This window comes from Chitinophaga rhizophila (assembly GCF_019492185.1).
Classification (GTDB): domain Bacteria; phylum Bacteroidota; class Bacteroidia; order Chitinophagales; family Chitinophagaceae; genus Chitinophaga; species Chitinophaga rhizophila.
In genome coordinates this window covers 1,038,703-1,056,395 of record NZ_JAICCF010000002.1, presented here as the reverse complement: position 1 = coordinate 1,056,395, position 17,693 = coordinate 1,038,703, and the positions used below count along the sequence as shown (strand labels likewise).

The following is a 17,693-nucleotide window of genomic DNA, read 5'->3' as shown; positions in this document are numbered from 1 at the left end:
GGTATTTCATAAATTTAAGTCATGATGAAGAAAATATACCTTGCTGCCTGTGTGGGCCTCCTGTTGGGAGGTCCGCTGCAGGCGCAGCAAAGAGAGAAGAAAGTAGTATTTGTTATTGCAGATGGTATTCCGGCAGATGTGCTGGAGAAGCTGCCTACACCTGCTATTGACCGTATCATCGCAAAGGGCAGGTATACCCGGATGCATGTAGGCGGGGACAAGGGTACGTATAATCAGACGCCAACCATATCGGCCGTAGGATATAATAGTCTGCTCACCGGCACCTGGGTGAATAAACACAATGTGCCTGATAACGATATCAAAGCGCCTAACTATCACTACCATAACCTGTTCCGTCTCTTTAAAACACAGTATCCGAAGCAACAGGTAGCGATCTATTCCAGCTGGCTCGATAACCGCACGAAGCTGGCAGGAGATGGTCTGGAAGCGGCAGGCAATGTACATATCGATCTGCATGCAGACGGATATGAGCTGGATACCGTACGTTTCCCGCACGACCGCAAGCGGGACTTTATGCATGCCATTGATGAGAAAGTGATTGATGAGGCAACTGCGGGCATCAGAAAAGACGCGCCTTCCCTGTCATGGGTGTACCTGGAATATACAGATGATATGGGACATGGGCACGGTGATAGTCCGGAGTTTTATAAAGCCGTAGAAATGATGGACAAGCAAATGGGCCGCCTCTGGGAAGCTATCAGTTACAGGCAGCAGCATTATAAGGAAGACTGGATGCTTGTTATTACTACAGATCATGGCCGGGATGAGCAGACAGGCCGCGATCACGGCGGACAATCGCCTCGTCAGCGCAGCACCTGGATGGTAACCAGTTACAAGCCGGCCAATGATTATGCCCGCTATTATGAGCCGGGAATTGTGGATATTATGCCAACTATTGCCCGTTACCTGAACATGGATATCCCTGTGAATACAGCCCGTGAGATAGACGGTATCCCGATGATAGGGAAGGTGGCTATTGCTAATCCGTCAGCTAACTTTATCCAGGGAAATATTGACCTGAAGTGGTCTGCCCTGCAGGATACGGGTAATGTGAAGATATGGGTAACAACTACAAACAACTTTAAGACGGGAGGCACTGACGAGTACCGGCTGCTGGCAGAGGTACCCGTACAGAACCGTCATGCATTACTGGATGTAAAACAACTGTCTTCCCGTTTCTATAAGATTGTACTGGAAACAAGTGTGAATACTGTCAATACCTGGTTAGATTCTGATACCAAGTCCAGGTAGGTATCTTTCTTTCAGAATCCGCAGATGGTGCAATTCATGACCAGGAATAATGTAGGCCAATGTTCTGACAGATACCGGGTTGTTGCTGGCCTTACCCATAATGGTTTCCTGCTCTTTCTTCAGATTACGGAAAAGGTATATCGTTGATTCGCGTACTACCCTAAATTCGTTTGCCAGGTCCTGTAACGAACGTTCTCCGGCAAATGAATTTAGGACGTAATCGTCCTGCTCAAACCCGGGCAGTTCCTGTGTCTCCCCACGCAGGAAGCATAACAGCCGATAGGCAAATACTCTCTCTGTATCAATCATGTGTCCTAAAGTTTCCTTGACCGTCCATTTACCGGGCGCATATGCGTAGTCGGCCTTCTCCTCTGGTATAGCAGTGAAAAATGCATAGGTACTGTCTTTCAGTTCTTCTACGATCGTCTGAACGTCGGCGTCTCCGACAGCGTTAATATATACTTCCTGAAAGGGGACAAATTCTCCAGGTTGAGGTTTTGAGATCATGGGTGCGATTTTTGATAATATTAAATAAAATTCCGCGAAAGCGCGAATCCATGGCGTCAGATCCGGATATATTTGGGTTGAAAGTAGTATTGCGTGAACAATATTTCCTGCTGACGTCCCCTATAGTTATTTCTAAAACCCGCATTGAATGGCAAACATTGGTCTTATTAACCTCTTACTGATTTTTGTGAATGTCGCCGTGTCTTACAAAGGACTTAAGGACCGTTCCTTTTTTAACAGATACGCATTTGATGTAGATAATATTCTGGTATACAAGGACTACAAGCGGATGGTTTCTTCAGGCTTCTTACATGTAAGCTGGATGCATCTGCTGTTTAACATGTTTGCATTGTATATATTCGGCAACAGCCTGGAACTGAAGCTAGCTCCATCCGGCTATCTGACTTTATACTTTATCAGTCTGATAGGTGGCAATATATTGTCGCTGATGATCCACCGTAACAATGGCGACTATAGTGCGGTTGGAGCCTCAGGAGCCGTATGCGGCGTTATCTTCGCCTCAATTGCCTTATTTCCTGATATGAGGATCGGGTTCTTTGGAATACCCTTCTCCATTCCGGCATGGGCTTATGGGGTACTATTCGTTCTATACTCCATTTACGGTATCCGGTCTAAAAAGGATAACATCGGGCATGAAGCACACCTCGGAGGAGCCCTGATTGGCATGGTAGCCGGGTTGTGTATGAAACCTGAGGTGATTGCGGAAAATTATCTCACCATTCTGTCGATTCTTTTCCCAGGTATGTTATTTATTTTTGTAATAGTTAACTGCCCACATATCTTCTTTATCGATAACAAACACTTTAAAGCACACATGGGAGACTACCATCTGGATGACCGCTACCATCTGGAGCGCTCAGGCCAGGAGCAGGATCTGGACTATCTGCTGGAGAAGATCCACCAGCGAGGTATGAAAAGTCTGACCCGGAAAGAGCGGGAGATGCTGATGAAATACTCCCAGGAAGTCTGAATAAATGGCTGATTGTTACAGGAACAACATAAAAAGAAAAGGCGCTTCGGTATGGAAGCGCCTTTCTTATTTACAGTTTAGCCTGTTTGATGCCGCTTTGTGTTTTATGCTATCTCTCCACCAACAGGTCACCAAAAGGGCACCTCAATATCCCCGGGATATCGAAGTGCCCTTTTGATGACCTGTTGGTGCTGCTATCATTTAAAAGATGAACCCTGTCTGGGTATAATACAATGAAGCCAATTATCCAGGGAAAGAGGCCAGGGGAGTGGGATAGTATGTAAAACCAGGTTGTAGGAGGCAAAGAGATGGGTTGTCAGGCCTGAAGGGTGGCAGCTACCTGTATAGGTCGGGGTGCGACATCATTGTTTCAGCGGCAGCTATTTACCGGCGCAGGAGCGATCCGGGCCTGAAGGGGTGCGACGCTTTTTGTGGAAAGCAGGGAGACCCTCCCAGTCGGTAAATTGTGACTTACAAGGGGTTATCTGCCCGCTGGTATTGTCAGGCAATGCGTATTGTGTGAAAGTCTGTAGTAATATGTAACTTTAGTGCAGGAGTATCGCTCCGTTTAAACAACTACAGCATTGAAGAAAATTATGAAAATCATCGGGTGGACCGTACTGATACCGGTACTACTTGTAATCCTGTACTTATCAGCAGCTTACATATTGTCACGTATTACAGTAAAGAAAGCGCCTTCCAATGGCGACGACATTACCCTCTACATCCTGACCAATGGCGTACATACCGACCTGGTAATGCCGGTCAGGAACAGTCAGATAGACTGGAGTAAGGAGGTGTTATTTTCAAATACCACCAGCAATGACACCAGCGCCCAGTGGATTGCCTTTGGTTGGGGGGATAAGGGGTTTTACCTGGAAACGCCCACCTGGGCAGATCTGAAGTTCAGCACCGCCGTCAAGGCAGCTACAGGACTTAGTAGCTCGGCTATCCACGCTACTTTCTATCGGTCCTTAAGGGAGGGAAGCGAATGTATTAAGTTTACTACCGACAGTGCGCATTATGCGAAGCTGATCACTTATATCCGGGAAAGTTTTGACCGTGATGAAGCCGGCAATGTTATCCACATTAAAACGGACGCAAATTATGGTGATGCGGATGCATTTTATGAAGCGAAAGGAAGTTACAGCCTGTTCCATACCTGCAATACCTGGGCGAATAGCGGCTTAAAATATAGCGGGCAGCGGGCCTGTTTGTGGACGCCGTTTGATAAGGGGATCTTTTATCAATACAGGAAATAGAGGCCTGGGAAGACAGGCGTATAGTACGCTGTTGAGGAGGATGAAGGAGCATTTTTTGCGTCTGGAACCCGGCCTGCTGGAGATCAGTGGTAGATTGATAGTTTGTATAAAACAAAGCGGTCCTGGAATAGTAGCCAGGACCGCGTTGTTTTGTATAGTGCGCTTTGGGCGCTGATTGACGGTGTATTATTTCCGGGCGGCAGCAACATTTTCCTGTTCCTTTCTGATCAGGTTTTCAGCTTCCGTTCTGGCATCTTCTCCTTTTACGACCACGTCAGGAATCACGCCGGTACCTTCCCATCCTTGTTCAGATTCAGGGGCTGCTACCATTTTTACGGGCATAAATACGACTAGGTTTTCCTGTAGTGGAATCATGGTACCAGCTATGCCGGCACCTGCAGTAGTATCGCCGACTATTGTAGCGCGGTGCATTTTCTGCAAAGCAAAGGCAAAGCCTTCCGTGGCAGAGGCCGTGTGTTTATTAACCAGGATATACAGTTTACTATCAGGCATTCTTTTGCCTGGCACAAAAGGGTATGTCCATTCCTGTATGTCTTTTGATCTGTCTTTATGATAACCGTGCAGGTAGTATCTTTCATCACCGGCATGGAAGAAATATCCCGCAAGGAAACGGCCCATCATACCGGTACCACCGCCATTGTCTCTGATATCGATGATAATGTTTTTGGAATAGGCAGCCATGTTCATTGCATTGGCTGCCATCTCAAAAGCTTCCTGTTCGCCATGGAAGCCGCCTGATATTTTGATATAGGCAGTGGAAGTCTTTCTGTTCAGTTCCACTGCATCAAAGCCATAGTTGTTCTGTCGCTTCTTTTCCAGTTCCAGTTTGATGTCTTCCGGCGTCCTGGTATTAGCGTATGTTCTGGTAAGTTGTTCAAAATAGTTTTTACTATGGAAGATGGTAAGGTGTACATCTTTGTGTACCTCACGCAGATCAGCAGTGATCTTTTTTGCCAGCTGCTCAGGTGAAAGGTTTTGATAGGCTTTCTTGTTTTCCTGGCTTTTTAGTGTGGCAATGTACTTTTTGGATATCTCCGGAAACGGATAACCATCGTCCAGGCCTTTGCTGATTTTTTCGAGAATAACATGGGTTGCTTCTTTGCTTACCACGTGGCCGGAATCTTTTGCAGCTGTCTGTGCAGACATGTGCAGCGGCAGGCATATTGCGGCCAGCAAGGCGGCAGATTTATAAGCGTGTAGTTTCATATAATTGGAAGTTGTCAGTCTATCTGCAATTGTTTCTTATCCATTGCTTTTTCATATCCGGTAGGATATATCACCAGGTCTTTTTCACTGAGTGTATGCATCAGTTGTCTGATATGTTGCTGCGCTGGTATGGGCAGTTTGTAAAAGGCATCGTCAATCCGGATATTGCGTTCATCATCCAGTATGCCGTTCTGTATCCTGATAGCTATTTTTTGTTTGTTGTGATATAGCATTATTTTGATCCGGCCATCATCCAGCCCATTGATACCTTTTGTGCCGTATACGATCAGTGGATCGATATGGCCATCTTTGTCAAGATCTTCCAGCTCGCAGAACTTCGTCCAGAACCAGATGCTGGTTTCTGCGCCGTTCTGACGATCATGGCTGTTGATAAAGTCATTCAGTTCAGCGAATTTTTCCGGTGTTCCATTACCCTTATCATGGAGAAGAAAAGCTTTGATTTTATGGTTGATGGTATCACCTTCCTTGATTTCATTCCTGCTTTCACACAATACGAGATAGTATTTTCCACTGGCATCGCCGAAATGGTAGGCCCGCTGGATACCTAAGTTGTCAAAAAGCGAGGTATGTAACTTGCTGGAGAAAGTCTGTTGCGTTTGTGCCGGAGCAAGTATTTTACTCCAGGTGTCAGACTGTTGGGCATATAGTTGTTTACCACCGGTAATGATGATAGACAATGCTATCAGAAACATCCGCATAATGACGAATCTTAAATGAATTGTTATGAACTTAAATGAATTGTTAATCCTTTGTGGGATTGCGTTTCGCCTTGTGCAAGTTATTATTATTCGGGAATTATTACAACGAGGAATATGAATAATTTTCGGGCTTTAACACAACAATAAGCTCTCTCCCGGAGCTTTTATTTACTGTGCGAAGCCAGCACGGCCTCCACCAGTCAGGAATGTTGCCAGCATTCTTGTTTTTTGACCTTGCGTGAACATATGCATACAGGCATCGTCCGTATAGTCCATAAAATTCATGGTCATCTCGATAGGCGTACCGGCACAGGTGCTGCGGTGCGGGTAGCTTGGACAACCGAAGTTGGATGTATTATGCGGCGGCGTATCATTAACGAAGTCGGTACCACAGTTAGCATCGCCCCAGATATGGCGCAGGTTAAGGAAGTGGCCTACTTCATGAGTAGCAGTTCTTCCTTTGTTAAATGGTGCAGTAGCAGTGCCGGTGTTGCCGAAGCAGTCATCCACAATTACAACGCCATCTGTTGCTGGCGCGCCGCCGGGGAATTGTGCGTAGCCAATTACACCGCCGCTTAACGCACCTACTACCCAGATATTCAATACAGAATCGGGAGTAGAAGCAGCGATACCGCCTGAAGCAACGCTTTTCATTGCATCATTGGTACCCCAGCTGGTGCGGGTAGTAGATTTTCTTACCACATTTTTGAGTTCAAAGCGGATACCTACAACAGCTTTTACTGCACCGAAAGTGGTATCACCAAATTCGGCATTCAGGCCGTTGAAGTCCTTGTTCAGAATATCAATCTGAGACTGGATTTGTGTGAGAGAAATATTCTCTGCAGTGGTTCTGTATAGTACATTTACCACTACAGGTATCAGGATGGTGCCGTCAGGCAGTAAGCGGTAGGCGGATTTGTCTTTTTCTACCCGGGCAGCCAGGTCTTCAATGCGGGCCATTCTGGCAGCCAATGAAGGATCTTTTCTCAATTGTTCCTGTAATACGTCAGCTGCGGCGCAGCGTCTTACGAGTGTTGCAGGTTGCTCATCGGGAGTAGATTCATCTGTTGTGGCGGGTTTATCGTTTTTAGAGCAGGCTGACAGTAGCATTGTGCCACAAAATAATAGCAAACATAGTTGTTTCATGGTGTTTACAGATTTTGGGTTTACTCATACATCTATCTTAGGGTTAATGACCGGGAGAGAGCAGGATAGATTGTGGGTTTACCTTACAAAGATAGGTGGATTGACTTGAAAAAATAAGCCTCCCAGGTAAAACTTGGGAGGCTCTTGAGACTTGACTAAAATAAACAATAAACTAACGCTTAACCAGTAGACCTGCTCTTAATGGTGCGAGGGAAAAGCGAATATCTGTTCAGGGACAAAATTACCCGAAAGAGTTTGTCAAAAATATCCCTGAAAACAGTCATTTATGTATTTTGTGTGTGGTAACAAGAAAATTTATACAGCCATGAGAAAGAGAGTGTACATAACAAGAACAGTTCCGGAAGTCGCTTTAGAGCTTCTTAAAGCGCATCAGATCGATTACACCGTGTGGACAGAGAAACGTCACCAGACGGAGGAAGAGCTGATACCTGTTATGAAGGATTATGATGGGATCATTGTTTCCGGTCCGCTCCAGGTAAGCCGTCAATTCCTGGAATCATGCCCTGATCTGCGCATTGTATCAATGATGTCTGTAGGGTATGATAATGTAGATATTGAAGCCGCAAAGGAACTGGGCATTGCTGTAGGCAATACCCCCGGAGTATTAAGCGGCGCTACTGCTGATACTGCTTTCCTGTTGCTGTTGGCAGTATCCCGAAAGGCGTTTCATATGCATAAAGAGATTATACGTGGCAACTGGAAGTTCTGGGATCCTACTGCTAATCTGGGACTGGAATTAAAAGGGAAAACGCTGGGCATTGTCGGACTTGGAAGGATTGGCTTTGAGCTGGCGCAACGCTGTGCCGGAGCATATGGTATGAAGATTATTTACCATAATAGAGGCGTCAATGAAGAAGCAGAAAAGGAGCTGGGCGCAGTACGGGTATCCTTTGACGAATTATTGCAGCAGAGTGATGTGGTATCTGTGCATACAGCCCTTACTCCGGAGACAGAAGGAATGTTCAATAAGGAAGTTTTCAGTAAAATGAAGCCGACGGCGATATTTATCAACACTGCCCGGGGTGGTGTGCATAATGAGCCTGATCTGATCGCTGCACTGCAAAATGGCACTATCTGGGGGGCAGGTCTGGACGTAACAAATCCTGAACCAATGGCCGCAGATAATCCGTTGTTAAATATGCCGAATGTCGCTGTGCTGCCGCATATAGGTTCAGCCACTATTGATACCCGTAACGCTATGGCCGCCATAGCCGCTAAAAATGTCATACGGACATTTGAAGGAAAAACCCTGGAACACGCTGTGGTAGAGAACAGAGTGTAGGTTTTATCGCACGGAGTTTTAGTAAATTTGAGATAGGAAATCAGGTAGTAAGCCCCGGTTCACCACGGCTGTTTTGTCTATTATAGACAATGGCAGTTAGCCCCGTTATTGCGGCATAATGGTTAGCCGGTAGCTACTGCCTGATTGCTGATTTCTCATTTTAAAACAATGTTCCCGTATGAAAAAAATGCTATCCATTCTGCTGCTGAGCAGTACCCTTTGTCTCTATTGTTTCTCCCTTCGTGCACAGTCAAAACAAATGGAGTTTCTTTCCCGTGCCCCGGTTGCTGTAAGACAGAGCAGCAGCGCTGTTTATGTTGGCTGGCGCATGCTCGGTACAGATCCTGCATCTATTGGTTTTAATGTGTACAGAAATGGGGTTAAGTTAAATGCTGCACCTATCACTAATTCCACTAACTATGTTGACAATGTTACTACCAATGGCTCCTACACTATCCGCCCTGTTGTAAACGGCACAGAACAGGCCCCTACCAATGCGGTGAATGTATGGACCAACAACTACCGAACCATCCCGCTGCAGATACCTCCAGGCGGCACTACACCTTCCGGCGAAGCATATACCTATACCGCCAATGATGCCAGCGTTGGCGATCTGGATGGCGATGGTGAATATGAGATCATCCTTAAATGGGATCCTACCAATGCAAAAGACAACAGCCAGAGTGGCTACACCGGCAATGTCTACCTGGATGCCTATAAGCTAAATGGTACACGCCTCTGGCGCATCGATCTTGGCCGTAATATCCGTGCCGGCGCACACTATACCCAACATATGGTGTACGACCTGGATGGAGACGGCAAAGCAGAGGTAGCCGTTAAGACAGCTGATGGTACTATCGACGGAGTTGGTACTGTTATCGGGAATGCCAGCGCTGACTACAGGAATAGCGGCGGGTATATACTGAGCGGGCCTGAATTTCTTACCATCTTCAACGGACAAACCGGTGCTGCCATGGCTACCACTAACTACCTTCCTGCAAGAGGTACGGTGTCTTCCTGGGGAGATAATTACGGTAACCGTGTGGACAGGTTCGTTAATGCAGTGGCTTATCTTGACGGTGCACGCCCTTCACTGATTATGGGCCGTGGGTATTATACCCGCCTTGTCAGGGTAGCATGGGACTGGCGTAACGGACAGCTTACACAGCGCTGGACCTTTGATAGTAATACCTCCGGCAATGGAGGACATGCCGGTCAGGGTAACCACCAGGTAACAGTCGGCGATGTAGACAATGATGGTAAGCAGGAGCTGATCAATGGTTCCAGCGCCATCAACGATAATGGAACCAGCCTGTATGTCAATGGCCTCGGACATGGAGACGCCATGCATATGACAGACCTGGATCCTGAAAGGCCCGGGCAGGAACTGTGGCAATCCCATGAGTCGCCATCCCAATACGGCAATTTCGGTATAGAATTTAGAGATGCGCGGACAGGTACGCCTATCTGGGGCAGAGGCGCGGCAAACGGTATCAATGGAGATATCGGGAGGGCAATGGCTGCTGATATTGATCCTACACACCTGGGGTATGAAGTATGGGCCTCCGCAGGCGAGCTGTATACCTGTAAAGGGACATCTATAGGCACAGCGAAACCTTCTATGAACTTCGGCATCTGGTGGGATGGAGACCTATGCCGGGAGCTGCTGGATGGCGTTAAACTGGATAAATGGAACTATACAGCCAAAAACATGACCCGGCTGCTGACGCTATCTGACTATGGGGCGGCATCCAATAATGGTACAAAAGCGAATCCTGCACTGACTGCCGACCTGCTGGGTGACTGGCGGGAAGAGATATTGCTACGTAGCTCGGATAACAGTAACCTGCTGTTGTTCACAACAACTATCCCTACTTCACACAGGCTATATACATTGATGCACAATGCGCAATACCGTACAGCGGTTGCCTGGCAGAACACTGCCTACAATCAGCCGCCTTACCCTGACTATTACCTGGGTACCGGTATGGCTACACCGCCTCAGCCCAATATCTATATTCCCAATAGTCCTGCTTTGCCTGTAAGCATTGCTGAAAAGAGCGTAACGCCGGTAAAAGCGCTGACGATACGCCCTAATCCTGCAGATAATGCTGCCTATATTGATTACAATAGCAATAATACCCGTTTAATTGTGGTTATAACGGCGACAGATGGCCGGGTGGTATTCAGACGTACCGGCAGTATTACAGAGCTGAATAACGGCTTAAATGCGGTAATAGGAGGATTTGTTAAGGGAGTGTATATCGTGCAGCTGAAAGACGGGGAGCAGCAATCCAGTGGCAAATTGGTGATTAACTAAGTATTACTATCTGAAGAAGATATCAGCTGCATACAGCTATTTATACAAGGGAACTACGATGATATTCGCAGAGAGGCCGGCCGGAATGTATACCGGCGGCCTCTCTGATTGTATGTTGGTTATTGTGTGACTTTCTTTCCGGGAGTTTCCCTGCCATTCTGGTAGAGGATTAATCCGGTCACTTGCTGCTGCTCATTTCGCGTAAACCTGACCTGTGCATCCACGACTTTCAGGAAGAAGAAGTCTTCTTTCTCAGGAAACAGCGGTGATTCTGACTGACCGGTTGGCTTGCCCATCAGCATATTGTCTTTCACAGACATTACAATGCTGAAGTTCGGAAACAGGTTATACTCTCCGGTGTACTCCTGAAGTTTTGCTACCGGTACCTGTATGGCTACCCGTTCTTTCGGAAGGGTATAAGGTTGATTGTATAAGGCTGCTATCAGCGACTCTGCGATTTTACCTGCGTCTCTGCCGGAAGCATTATCCAGTACTATTACACAGACATCATCTTCCGGTACGCGCTGGATACTGGTTACATACCCGTGAATACCTCCGCCATGAGATACCTTCCTTTTACCAGCGATAGAGTCAGATTGCCATCCATAGCCATAGTTGTTCATGAATGGGGTATATGCCTTCTCCCAGTCCTCCTTTGAGAGGATCTTGTGTTGTTGCGCTGCCTGGTGCCATTTGTACAGATCTCCGGTTGTACTGTACATAGCGCCTGCTGCAAAAGATACGGTAGAATCTACACCCGGAGCCAGTACACTGGACGAGTCAGTAATGCTGAAGTAACCGGTTGACTTTTTACTATCCTTTAGGTTTTTAAAGTCAAAGCCTGTATGGTCCATATGCAATGGTCCGAAGATATATTCTCTCAATACCTGTTCATATGGTTTACCACTGGCTTTTTCTATGATATAGCCCAATAGGGAATAACCGGAATTAGAATAGTCCCATTTAGCGCCGGGAGAAAAGTTAAGCGGCTTGTCTTTGAACATAGCCAGGGCTTTTTCCCTGGTAATTGGGTTGGATACTTCCTTTTGCATGAACTCCCTGTTATTGGTATAGTTGTAAATGCCGGAAGTATGTGTCAGCAGATGTTCAATCGTTATACTGTCTCCCTTGGGATAGTCAGGGAAGTATTTGGATAGTTTATCCTGCAGACTGAGTTTTTTCTCTTCTGCCAGCTTCAGTACGGCTGTCGCGGTAAATTGTTTGGTGATAGACCCTAGCTGGAATATAGTAGCGGGTTCATTCCGGATGCTATCAGCAGTACGCTGATACCCGAAGGCTTTGTTCAGCAGTATCTTGCCACCCTGTGCTACCAATACTGCCCCATTGAGCTTGTGCATTCTGCTGTAAGTGCTGACAATAGTGTCCAGCTTTGCGGTACTGCTCTGAGCCGCAACGTGTTGCATAAAGCCAAGGATGATCCCCAGGCATAACAATCTTTTCATGTGAAGTGTGGTTTGGAAGACGGTAGGGCTATGTTGTATGCTTAAAGATAAAGTTATATTTTGGATTTCATAAATTCTCACGTCATGAAAAAGCTGTTGCGGGTAATACTTGTCTGTATAGGTAGCCTGATAATGACAACCGCCCGCGCGCAGAAGCACCAGACTTTCAGCGTCATTGGTTTCTATACCGCCCTGCATGATCAGGCGCATATCAGCTTTGTGCACGAAGCCAACAAATGGTTTGCAGCAATGGCAAAACAGCATCACTTCACCTACGACGCTACTAATGACTGGCGTAATATGAATGACACTTTCCTGGCCCGGTACCAGGTAGTTATCTTCCTCGATACCCGACCGGATATGCCTGCACAAAGAGCAGCATTCAAAGCCTATATGGAGCATGGAGGTGCATGGATGGGTTTTCACTTTGCGGCTTTCGCACTTACGCCGTCAGCATATCCACAGGACTGGGACTGGTATCACAACGAGTTCCTGGGAGCTGGTAGTTACAGCAGTAATACCTGGCGTCCTACGTCTGCTATACTGAAAGTGGAGCAAGAAGAGCATCCTGCGGTTAAACGCCTTCCTGTAAAGTTCAAAGCTGCACCCAATGAATGGTACAAATGGTCTAATGACCTGCGGTTAAATCAGGATATTGAGATCCTGCTATCAATTGATTCCTCCAGTTTTCCTCTTGGTACCGGCCCTAAGCCACATGAGATCTGGCATAGCGGGTATTATCCTGTGGTGTGGACAAACAGGCGGTATAAAATGATCTACCTCAATATGGGACACAATGACATTGATTATGAGCATCATACCAATAAGACGCTCTCTTATACCTTTGACAATAAAACGCAGCGTAAGCTGGTACTGGATGCTTTACGCTGGCTGGGGGCACGCTGATTAGCCGACCTTCTCATAAGGATAATGTCCCTTGATGTATTTGTTCAGATAAGTGCCCTTGGAGCCGGAAGTCTTCATGGCCTGGTACACTTCTTCGGGCACGTTCTTGTAGTCATAGATCAGACCAGAAACGAAGATAATCCGGAGCGTAGCTGTCTCGGGATTATAATGCATCCTATGTACAACAGATGATGGCATATCATTTACTATACAATTGCCATTCCATTCGCAGCAGCGTCATCTTTATGGCAGTCCGGCAGACAGATCATGGCTACTGCCTTCTTCCTTCCAGTATCCGGTAGAAGGAACGGCTTCTTATTTCGTCCAGCAATAAACCTGTAGCCAATACTTCATCTTCTGATATAGCGCCGCAATTAATTGCCTTCAGAAAGAAGTTAAGCAGTCCTTGTCCGGTAGCGGCATCATCAAAGATATCTTTTGTTAAGGTAGATATAGCGGCACGTTCTACAAATGTCTTCAGCCGGAACAGTGCATCTTCATAATTGCTCAGGAAGAACAGGTAGGTAGCTGCATACCGCATCGGCAGTTGTGCCGGATTCAGGTCCCATCCCTGGTAGAAGCCATTAATCAGGGAGTGCTGTGTATGTGAGAATCCAATGCGCCATGCATGGTGTACACTGTCTGCATTCTCCTGCAGTTGCGCCAGCGTCAGCTGCTCGCCTTTATGCGGGGCCACTGGTATAACATTGGTAGCTCCGTCAGAGAGGAAGATGCCCGTACCGCCTAATGCTACTTTAGTCATATGATGCGCAAAGTCGCATACAGGGTGCGCCATCGTCTGATACCTGGCGGTAATACCACAGGAGGCTGTGTAGTCATATGTACCGAAATGTGCAGCGATGCAACGTCCTTCGCTGGCACGAATGATACGCATTAAAGGGTTCCGGCCTTCATCATCCATAATGATCTGCGTAGCCTCTACCATAGTTTCCATTTTCAGCGAACCCCTCTCCAGGCCATGAGCCTGTTCCAGCAGCTCAAACAACCGTATGAGGGTAGTGACCTGTTCCGGAATAGTCACCTTGGGCAGCATGACGACAAAGTTGCCGGGCAGCTGGCCATTGGTATGTTGCAACAGGGTAGTCAGAAAGAGATCCAGTGTTCTTACGCTACGGTACTTCAGGTCTTCGGTAAACGGTTTAATACGGATGCCTGTAAAAGGCGAGACCGTTTGTTGCTGCATACCTTTTGCCAGTTCCCTTGCTGCGGCTATAGCAGTAGCATCTTCTTCATCATCCGGGCGGTTGCCGAAACCATCTTCAAAATCTATCCGGAAATCTTCTACCGCTTCTGTGGATAACTTACGTACTATTTTGTTGTAGACGGTATAATACAGCCAGGTATGGTCTTTTTCAGGTAACTGCCCCGATAACTGATCCAGCTTTTGCGTCAGCAGCGCAATATCCGCCTGTTTATGCGGTAATTGCTGATAGCCTTCCAGCTGAAGCGCCTTTGCAAAGGTGACAAAATCCGGTGCATATGTCTGCAGGTGTTTCAATGCAATCTCGCCCATCCTGACGCAGGTATCGGCTTTAAAGAGATTAGCACCGCCGTACACGGTATGTACAGGTTGCCTGTCAGGCCGGTCTCCGGGATATACCCGCTGAAACTTTAGGTTGGCCTGTTGCAGTTCCTGTAACAGTCTTTCTTTGTCATTGTCAGCTATTGCCAGTTGCATAAGGAGGTGTTTTAAGCGCCACGGTAAGTGGAGTAACCAAATGGATTCAATAACAGCGGTACATGGTAGTGTGCATCGCTGCTGATGTGAAACACTACTTCCACAAAAGGGTAAAAGGCAACCGTAGCACGCGAATCAAAGTAGGGTTGTGTTTCAAATTTAAGTTTATAGATGCCTGCTGTCAGTAACTTATGTGCTGGCAGCAGGTCAGTAATTCTACCTTCTTGATTGGTTTGACCCGCGGCAATGGCTGTCCAGTGCTGTCCCTCTTGCCGGAACAACTGAACGGCCACTCCCCGTGCGGGTATACCTGCGGAAGTATCTAGTATATGGGTGGTAATCTGGCTCATGCGGTCAGCAACTTTTTTAGTCTGATAGCAGTGATCTTCTCCTGTTCGGTCATGGCAATCCTGAGTTCATCTTCGGGAGCGTTACTGAGTCTTTCAGTCAGCAGGGCCAGCATTTCCGGCGCTGATCTGCCGGTAGCGCATACAATGAAGGTGTAGCCAAACTTCTCTTCATACAGCTGATTACCCTTAGAAAAAGCCTGCAGGATGACGGTAGATGCATCTACGGTACCGGCCTGTTCTCCGGCTGCCCAGTTAGCAGTAGCAGCAAATTTATGCTGCAGGGAATGCAGGTCGCCTATCCTGGGGTGATGGGTGAAGGCTTCGCGCCAGTCATCTTCGGAGCTGGTCTGCCAGTGCCTGGAGGCGGCTTCCAGTAAAGTGTCTTCATCCTTTACCGGAAACTCTTTTTTCATTTTGTCAATCCATGTTGTTGCGCCACAGCATTTGCTGAGCGCCTCTGTCAGTTGTTCTGGTGGTAAGGCGTTTAACGTCGTCAAAGTCATTTGGTGGAATTTATTATATAGTAGTTGGGAACCTGTTCACATTCTTATAGTAAATGTAAACGGCAGGTTCTTTTCCCATTGCGGTAAACCATTGCTGACAATAGGGGGCCATCCAGATGGCATCTCCTTTCTTTACAGGGTACCATTCCTGGTCCAGCATATACACTCCCTGTCCCTGCAGGTAAAGCAGGCCGTGTTCCATAATATGGGTCTCTACAAACGGAAGATGCCCGCCGGCATCATACGTGAAGATATTCACTGCCATATCAAAAGAAAGGTCTTCGGGTAGTAATACCTGCAGGCGTAATGCAGGATCGCCCAGAAATGCTGGTCCTGCTATATTGGCGGCATCGCCGAAGATAACCGTCGGCTGCGGATGACCTTTTAAAGGTTCGTATATTTTGTGAAATGTCACTATCTGTGTACCCTCTTCAAACTGTTCCAGCCGGTAGGCATGGCCGGCTGGTATATAGACAAATTGTCCTGCTGTCAGCACCTGCGCCTGTGTATCTGCTTTTGCTGTGCACCGGCCACTGATGACATAAAAGAAGATCTGTGCAGTTTCGGTGTCTCCTGCTACAACGCCTGTTTCCTCTGCTGTAATCAGTGTCTGCCCGAGCCGCGCGCCCATCTGTTCATTGATGATCACATTAACGCGGCAGTTCGTCCATCCGGGTACAACACTGTTTACATAACCATCAGGACAGATCACTGCATGGTTACGTCTTACTACTGATCTGGTCAATGCTGATATTTCCATATTACCGCGTTTGATATACCTCTGTAAGGTGATGAATAAAATGATCTGCTACTTGCACTGCCGCTGCAATATCGTTTACTTCTACGTTTTCCAGCGGCTGGTGACTGATACCTTTGTAACATCTTACAAACAGCATACATACGGGGGCCACTGCCGCTATTGTTACAGCGTCATGGCCTGCGCCACTATGCAGATTCTTTACATTATATCCGGCTGCTACTATTGCCTGTGCCAGCAGGTGACTCAATGCCGTATCGCATTCTACCGGCATTGACTTCTGCATGATAGCCCAGTCGGCAGTCAGGTGTCTCTCACTACAGATCCGGAAGCCAATATCTCTCAAAGACCTGCGTGCTTTCTTCAGTATCAGCTTATCGGAACTGCGAAGATCTAACGTAATGGTCACTTCCCCTGGTATCACATTACTGGCGGGATCTGCGATATGCAAAGTGCCTACGGTTGCCAGCAGCTCATCCTTATGCTGTAATGCATATTGCTCTGCGGCAAGTATAAATGCTGCTGCGCCGCATAAAGCATCATGCCGTCTGTCCATCGGTACAGTGCCTGCGTGTCCCGGTATGCCTTTAAATGTAATACGCGCCCGTTGCTGTCCTGAAATGCTATGTACGATGGCGATTGGTAACTTATCTTCATATAGTACTGGCCCCTGTTCTATATGTATTTCAAAGTATCCCATCCAGTCCTCTGCAGGAATAGCATCTGCCTGTAACTTTTCCGGATCTCCGCCTATCGTTTTAATAGCCTCGCGCAGTGTAATACCGTTATTGTCTGTTTTGTCCAGCAGGGAAGGCTGGAAAGTGCCGGCAACGGTATTACTGCCAAGGTAAGTGGTATGAAAACGTACGCCTTCTTCATCACTAAAGGCGATCAGTTCTATATTGAATGGTAGTTGCACATGTTCTTCCTGCATGCGGCTGATAAGGTCTAACCCTATGATCACGCCCAGCGGACCATCAAAACATCCTGCATTTCTTACTGTATCAATATGTGAACCGATAACAAAGGTACGTGCGCCTGGCTGTCCGCAGTTCCATCTGCCTCTCACATTACCAATGTTGTCTATTCTGGCTTCGAGTCCTGCTTCCTGCATCCAGGATAATACTTTCCTGCAACCGCTTACAAAGGCCGGAGAACCGAAGGTGCGGGTAATGCAATGTGTTTCTTCACTGATACATGCCAGGTCGCGGACCCTGGTAAGAATGTTGTTTGCGCGGTGCAGGTAGTTTTCCATAAAGCGTATTTAC

Annotated in this window: 17 protein-coding genes; 6 read left to right on the top strand and 11 right to left on the bottom strand. The window is 47.1% G+C overall.

The window, feature by feature from the left end; translation table 11 throughout:
* Positions 1-21 precede the first annotated feature (21 nt).
* The gene (locus tag K1Y79_RS13275; protein WP_236059590.1) at positions 22-1,272 is read left to right on the top strand and encodes an alkaline phosphatase family protein; all 1,251 of its coding nucleotides are present in this window, start codon (positions 22-24) and stop codon (positions 1,270-1,272) included.
* Here the strand turns inward: K1Y79_RS13275 and K1Y79_RS13270 are convergent.
* Positions 1,246-1,779 (bottom strand): DinB family protein, encoded by a 534-nt coding sequence (locus K1Y79_RS13270; RefSeq protein WP_220250544.1) that lies wholly within the window; start codon positions 1,777-1,779, stop codon positions 1,246-1,248. The two genes, K1Y79_RS13275 and K1Y79_RS13270, sit on opposite strands and share 27 nt — an antisense overlap.
* 148 nt (positions 1,780-1,927) lie before the next feature.
* On the opposite strand from K1Y79_RS13270, the gene K1Y79_RS13265 reads away from it, so the two are divergent.
* Both K1Y79_RS13265 and K1Y79_RS13260 read left to right on the top strand, forming a co-directional pair.
* On the top strand, positions 1,928-2,770 hold the full coding sequence (locus K1Y79_RS13265; RefSeq protein WP_220250542.1) for a rhomboid family intramembrane serine protease: 843 nt from the start codon (positions 1,928-1,930) through the stop codon (positions 2,768-2,770).
* 584 nt (positions 2,771-3,354) lie between these two features.
* Positions 3,355-4,032, top strand: a complete 678-nt coding sequence (locus tag K1Y79_RS13260; RefSeq protein WP_236059589.1) for a TIGR02117 family protein — start codon at positions 3,355-3,357, stop codon at positions 4,030-4,032.
* Positions 4,033-4,218: 186 nt separating this feature from the next.
* On the opposite strand, the gene K1Y79_RS13255 is transcribed toward K1Y79_RS13260, so the two are convergent.
* The 3 genes from K1Y79_RS13255 to K1Y79_RS13245 all read right to left on the bottom strand — a co-directional run bounded on the left by K1Y79_RS13255 (position 4,219) and on the right by K1Y79_RS13245 (position 7,124).
* On the bottom strand, positions 4,219-5,259 hold the full coding sequence (locus K1Y79_RS13255; RefSeq protein ID WP_220250541.1) for a S41 family peptidase: 1,041 nt from the start codon (positions 5,257-5,259) through the stop codon (positions 4,219-4,221).
* Positions 5,260-5,273: 14 nt separating this feature from the next.
* Positions 5,274-5,978 (bottom strand): M949_RS01915 family surface polysaccharide biosynthesis protein, encoded by a 705-nt coding sequence (locus K1Y79_RS13250; protein WP_220250540.1) that lies wholly within the window; start codon positions 5,976-5,978, stop codon positions 5,274-5,276.
* A 168-nt stretch (positions 5,979-6,146) separates the two neighbouring features.
* Positions 6,147-7,124 (bottom strand): zinc metalloprotease, encoded by a 978-nt coding sequence (locus tag K1Y79_RS13245; protein ID WP_220250539.1) that lies wholly within the window; start codon positions 7,122-7,124, stop codon positions 6,147-6,149.
* A 325-nt stretch (positions 7,125-7,449) separates the two neighbouring features.
* Here K1Y79_RS13245 and K1Y79_RS13240 point away from each other — a divergent pair, with 325 nt between their 5' ends.
* The gene (locus tag K1Y79_RS13240) at positions 7,450-8,427 is read left to right on the top strand and encodes a 2-hydroxyacid dehydrogenase (RefSeq protein WP_220250538.1); all 978 of its coding nucleotides are present in this window, start codon (positions 7,450-7,452) and stop codon (positions 8,425-8,427) included.
* Between the two features lie 178 nt (positions 8,428-8,605).
* Positions 8,606-10,747 (top strand): rhamnogalacturonan lyase family protein, encoded by a 2,142-nt coding sequence (locus K1Y79_RS13235; protein ID WP_220250537.1) that lies wholly within the window; start codon positions 8,606-8,608, stop codon positions 10,745-10,747.
* A 119-nt stretch (positions 10,748-10,866) separates the two neighbouring features.
* Here K1Y79_RS13235 and K1Y79_RS13230 read toward each other — a convergent pair whose 3' ends face one another.
* Positions 10,867-12,210: a serine hydrolase gene (locus K1Y79_RS13230; RefSeq protein ID WP_220250536.1), complete on the bottom strand. Its 1,344-nt coding sequence runs from the start codon at positions 12,208-12,210 to the stop codon at positions 10,867-10,869.
* Positions 12,211-12,294: 84 nt separating this feature from the next.
* Between K1Y79_RS13230 and K1Y79_RS13225 the strand changes: the two genes are divergently transcribed.
* On the top strand, positions 12,295-13,116 hold the full coding sequence (locus K1Y79_RS13225; RefSeq protein ID WP_220250535.1) for a ThuA domain-containing protein: 822 nt from the start codon (positions 12,295-12,297) through the stop codon (positions 13,114-13,116).
* On the opposite strand, the gene K1Y79_RS13220 is transcribed toward K1Y79_RS13225, so the two are convergent.
* The 6 genes from K1Y79_RS13220 to K1Y79_RS13195 all read right to left on the bottom strand — a co-directional run bounded on the left by K1Y79_RS13220 (position 13,117) and on the right by K1Y79_RS13195 (position 17,680).
* A complete protein-coding gene (locus K1Y79_RS13220; protein WP_220250534.1) occupies positions 13,117-13,314 on the bottom strand; it encodes a KTSC domain-containing protein in 198 nt (65 codons plus the stop codon).
* Between the two features lie 73 nt (positions 13,315-13,387).
* Complete coding sequence (locus tag K1Y79_RS13215; RefSeq protein ID WP_220250533.1) at positions 13,388-14,815, bottom strand: DUF6986 family protein; 1,428 nt, start codon at positions 14,813-14,815, stop codon at positions 13,388-13,390.
* A gap of 11 nt (positions 14,816-14,826) precedes the next feature.
* Entirely contained in the window at positions 14,827-15,165 is a 339-nt protein-coding gene (gene uraH, locus K1Y79_RS13210; protein WP_220250532.1) for a hydroxyisourate hydrolase, read from the bottom strand.
* Positions 15,162-15,668 carry a 2-oxo-4-hydroxy-4-carboxy-5-ureidoimidazoline decarboxylase gene (uraD, locus tag K1Y79_RS13205; RefSeq protein ID WP_220250531.1) on the bottom strand — a complete coding sequence of 169 codons (507 nt, stop codon included), beginning with the start codon at positions 15,666-15,668 and terminating at the stop codon, positions 15,162-15,164. Before uraD ends, uraH begins: the two co-directional genes overlap by 4 nt.
* A gap of 13 nt (positions 15,669-15,681) precedes the next feature.
* On the bottom strand, positions 15,682-16,428 hold the full coding sequence (gene allE / locus K1Y79_RS13200; RefSeq protein WP_220250530.1) for a (S)-ureidoglycine aminohydrolase: 747 nt from the start codon (positions 16,426-16,428) through the stop codon (positions 15,682-15,684).
* A gap of 1 nt (position 16,429) precedes the next feature.
* Positions 16,430-17,680 carry a M20 family metallo-hydrolase gene (locus K1Y79_RS13195; RefSeq protein ID WP_220250529.1) on the bottom strand — a complete coding sequence of 417 codons (1,251 nt, stop codon included), beginning with the start codon at positions 17,678-17,680 and terminating at the stop codon, positions 16,430-16,432.
* Positions 17,681-17,693 lie beyond the last annotated feature (13 nt).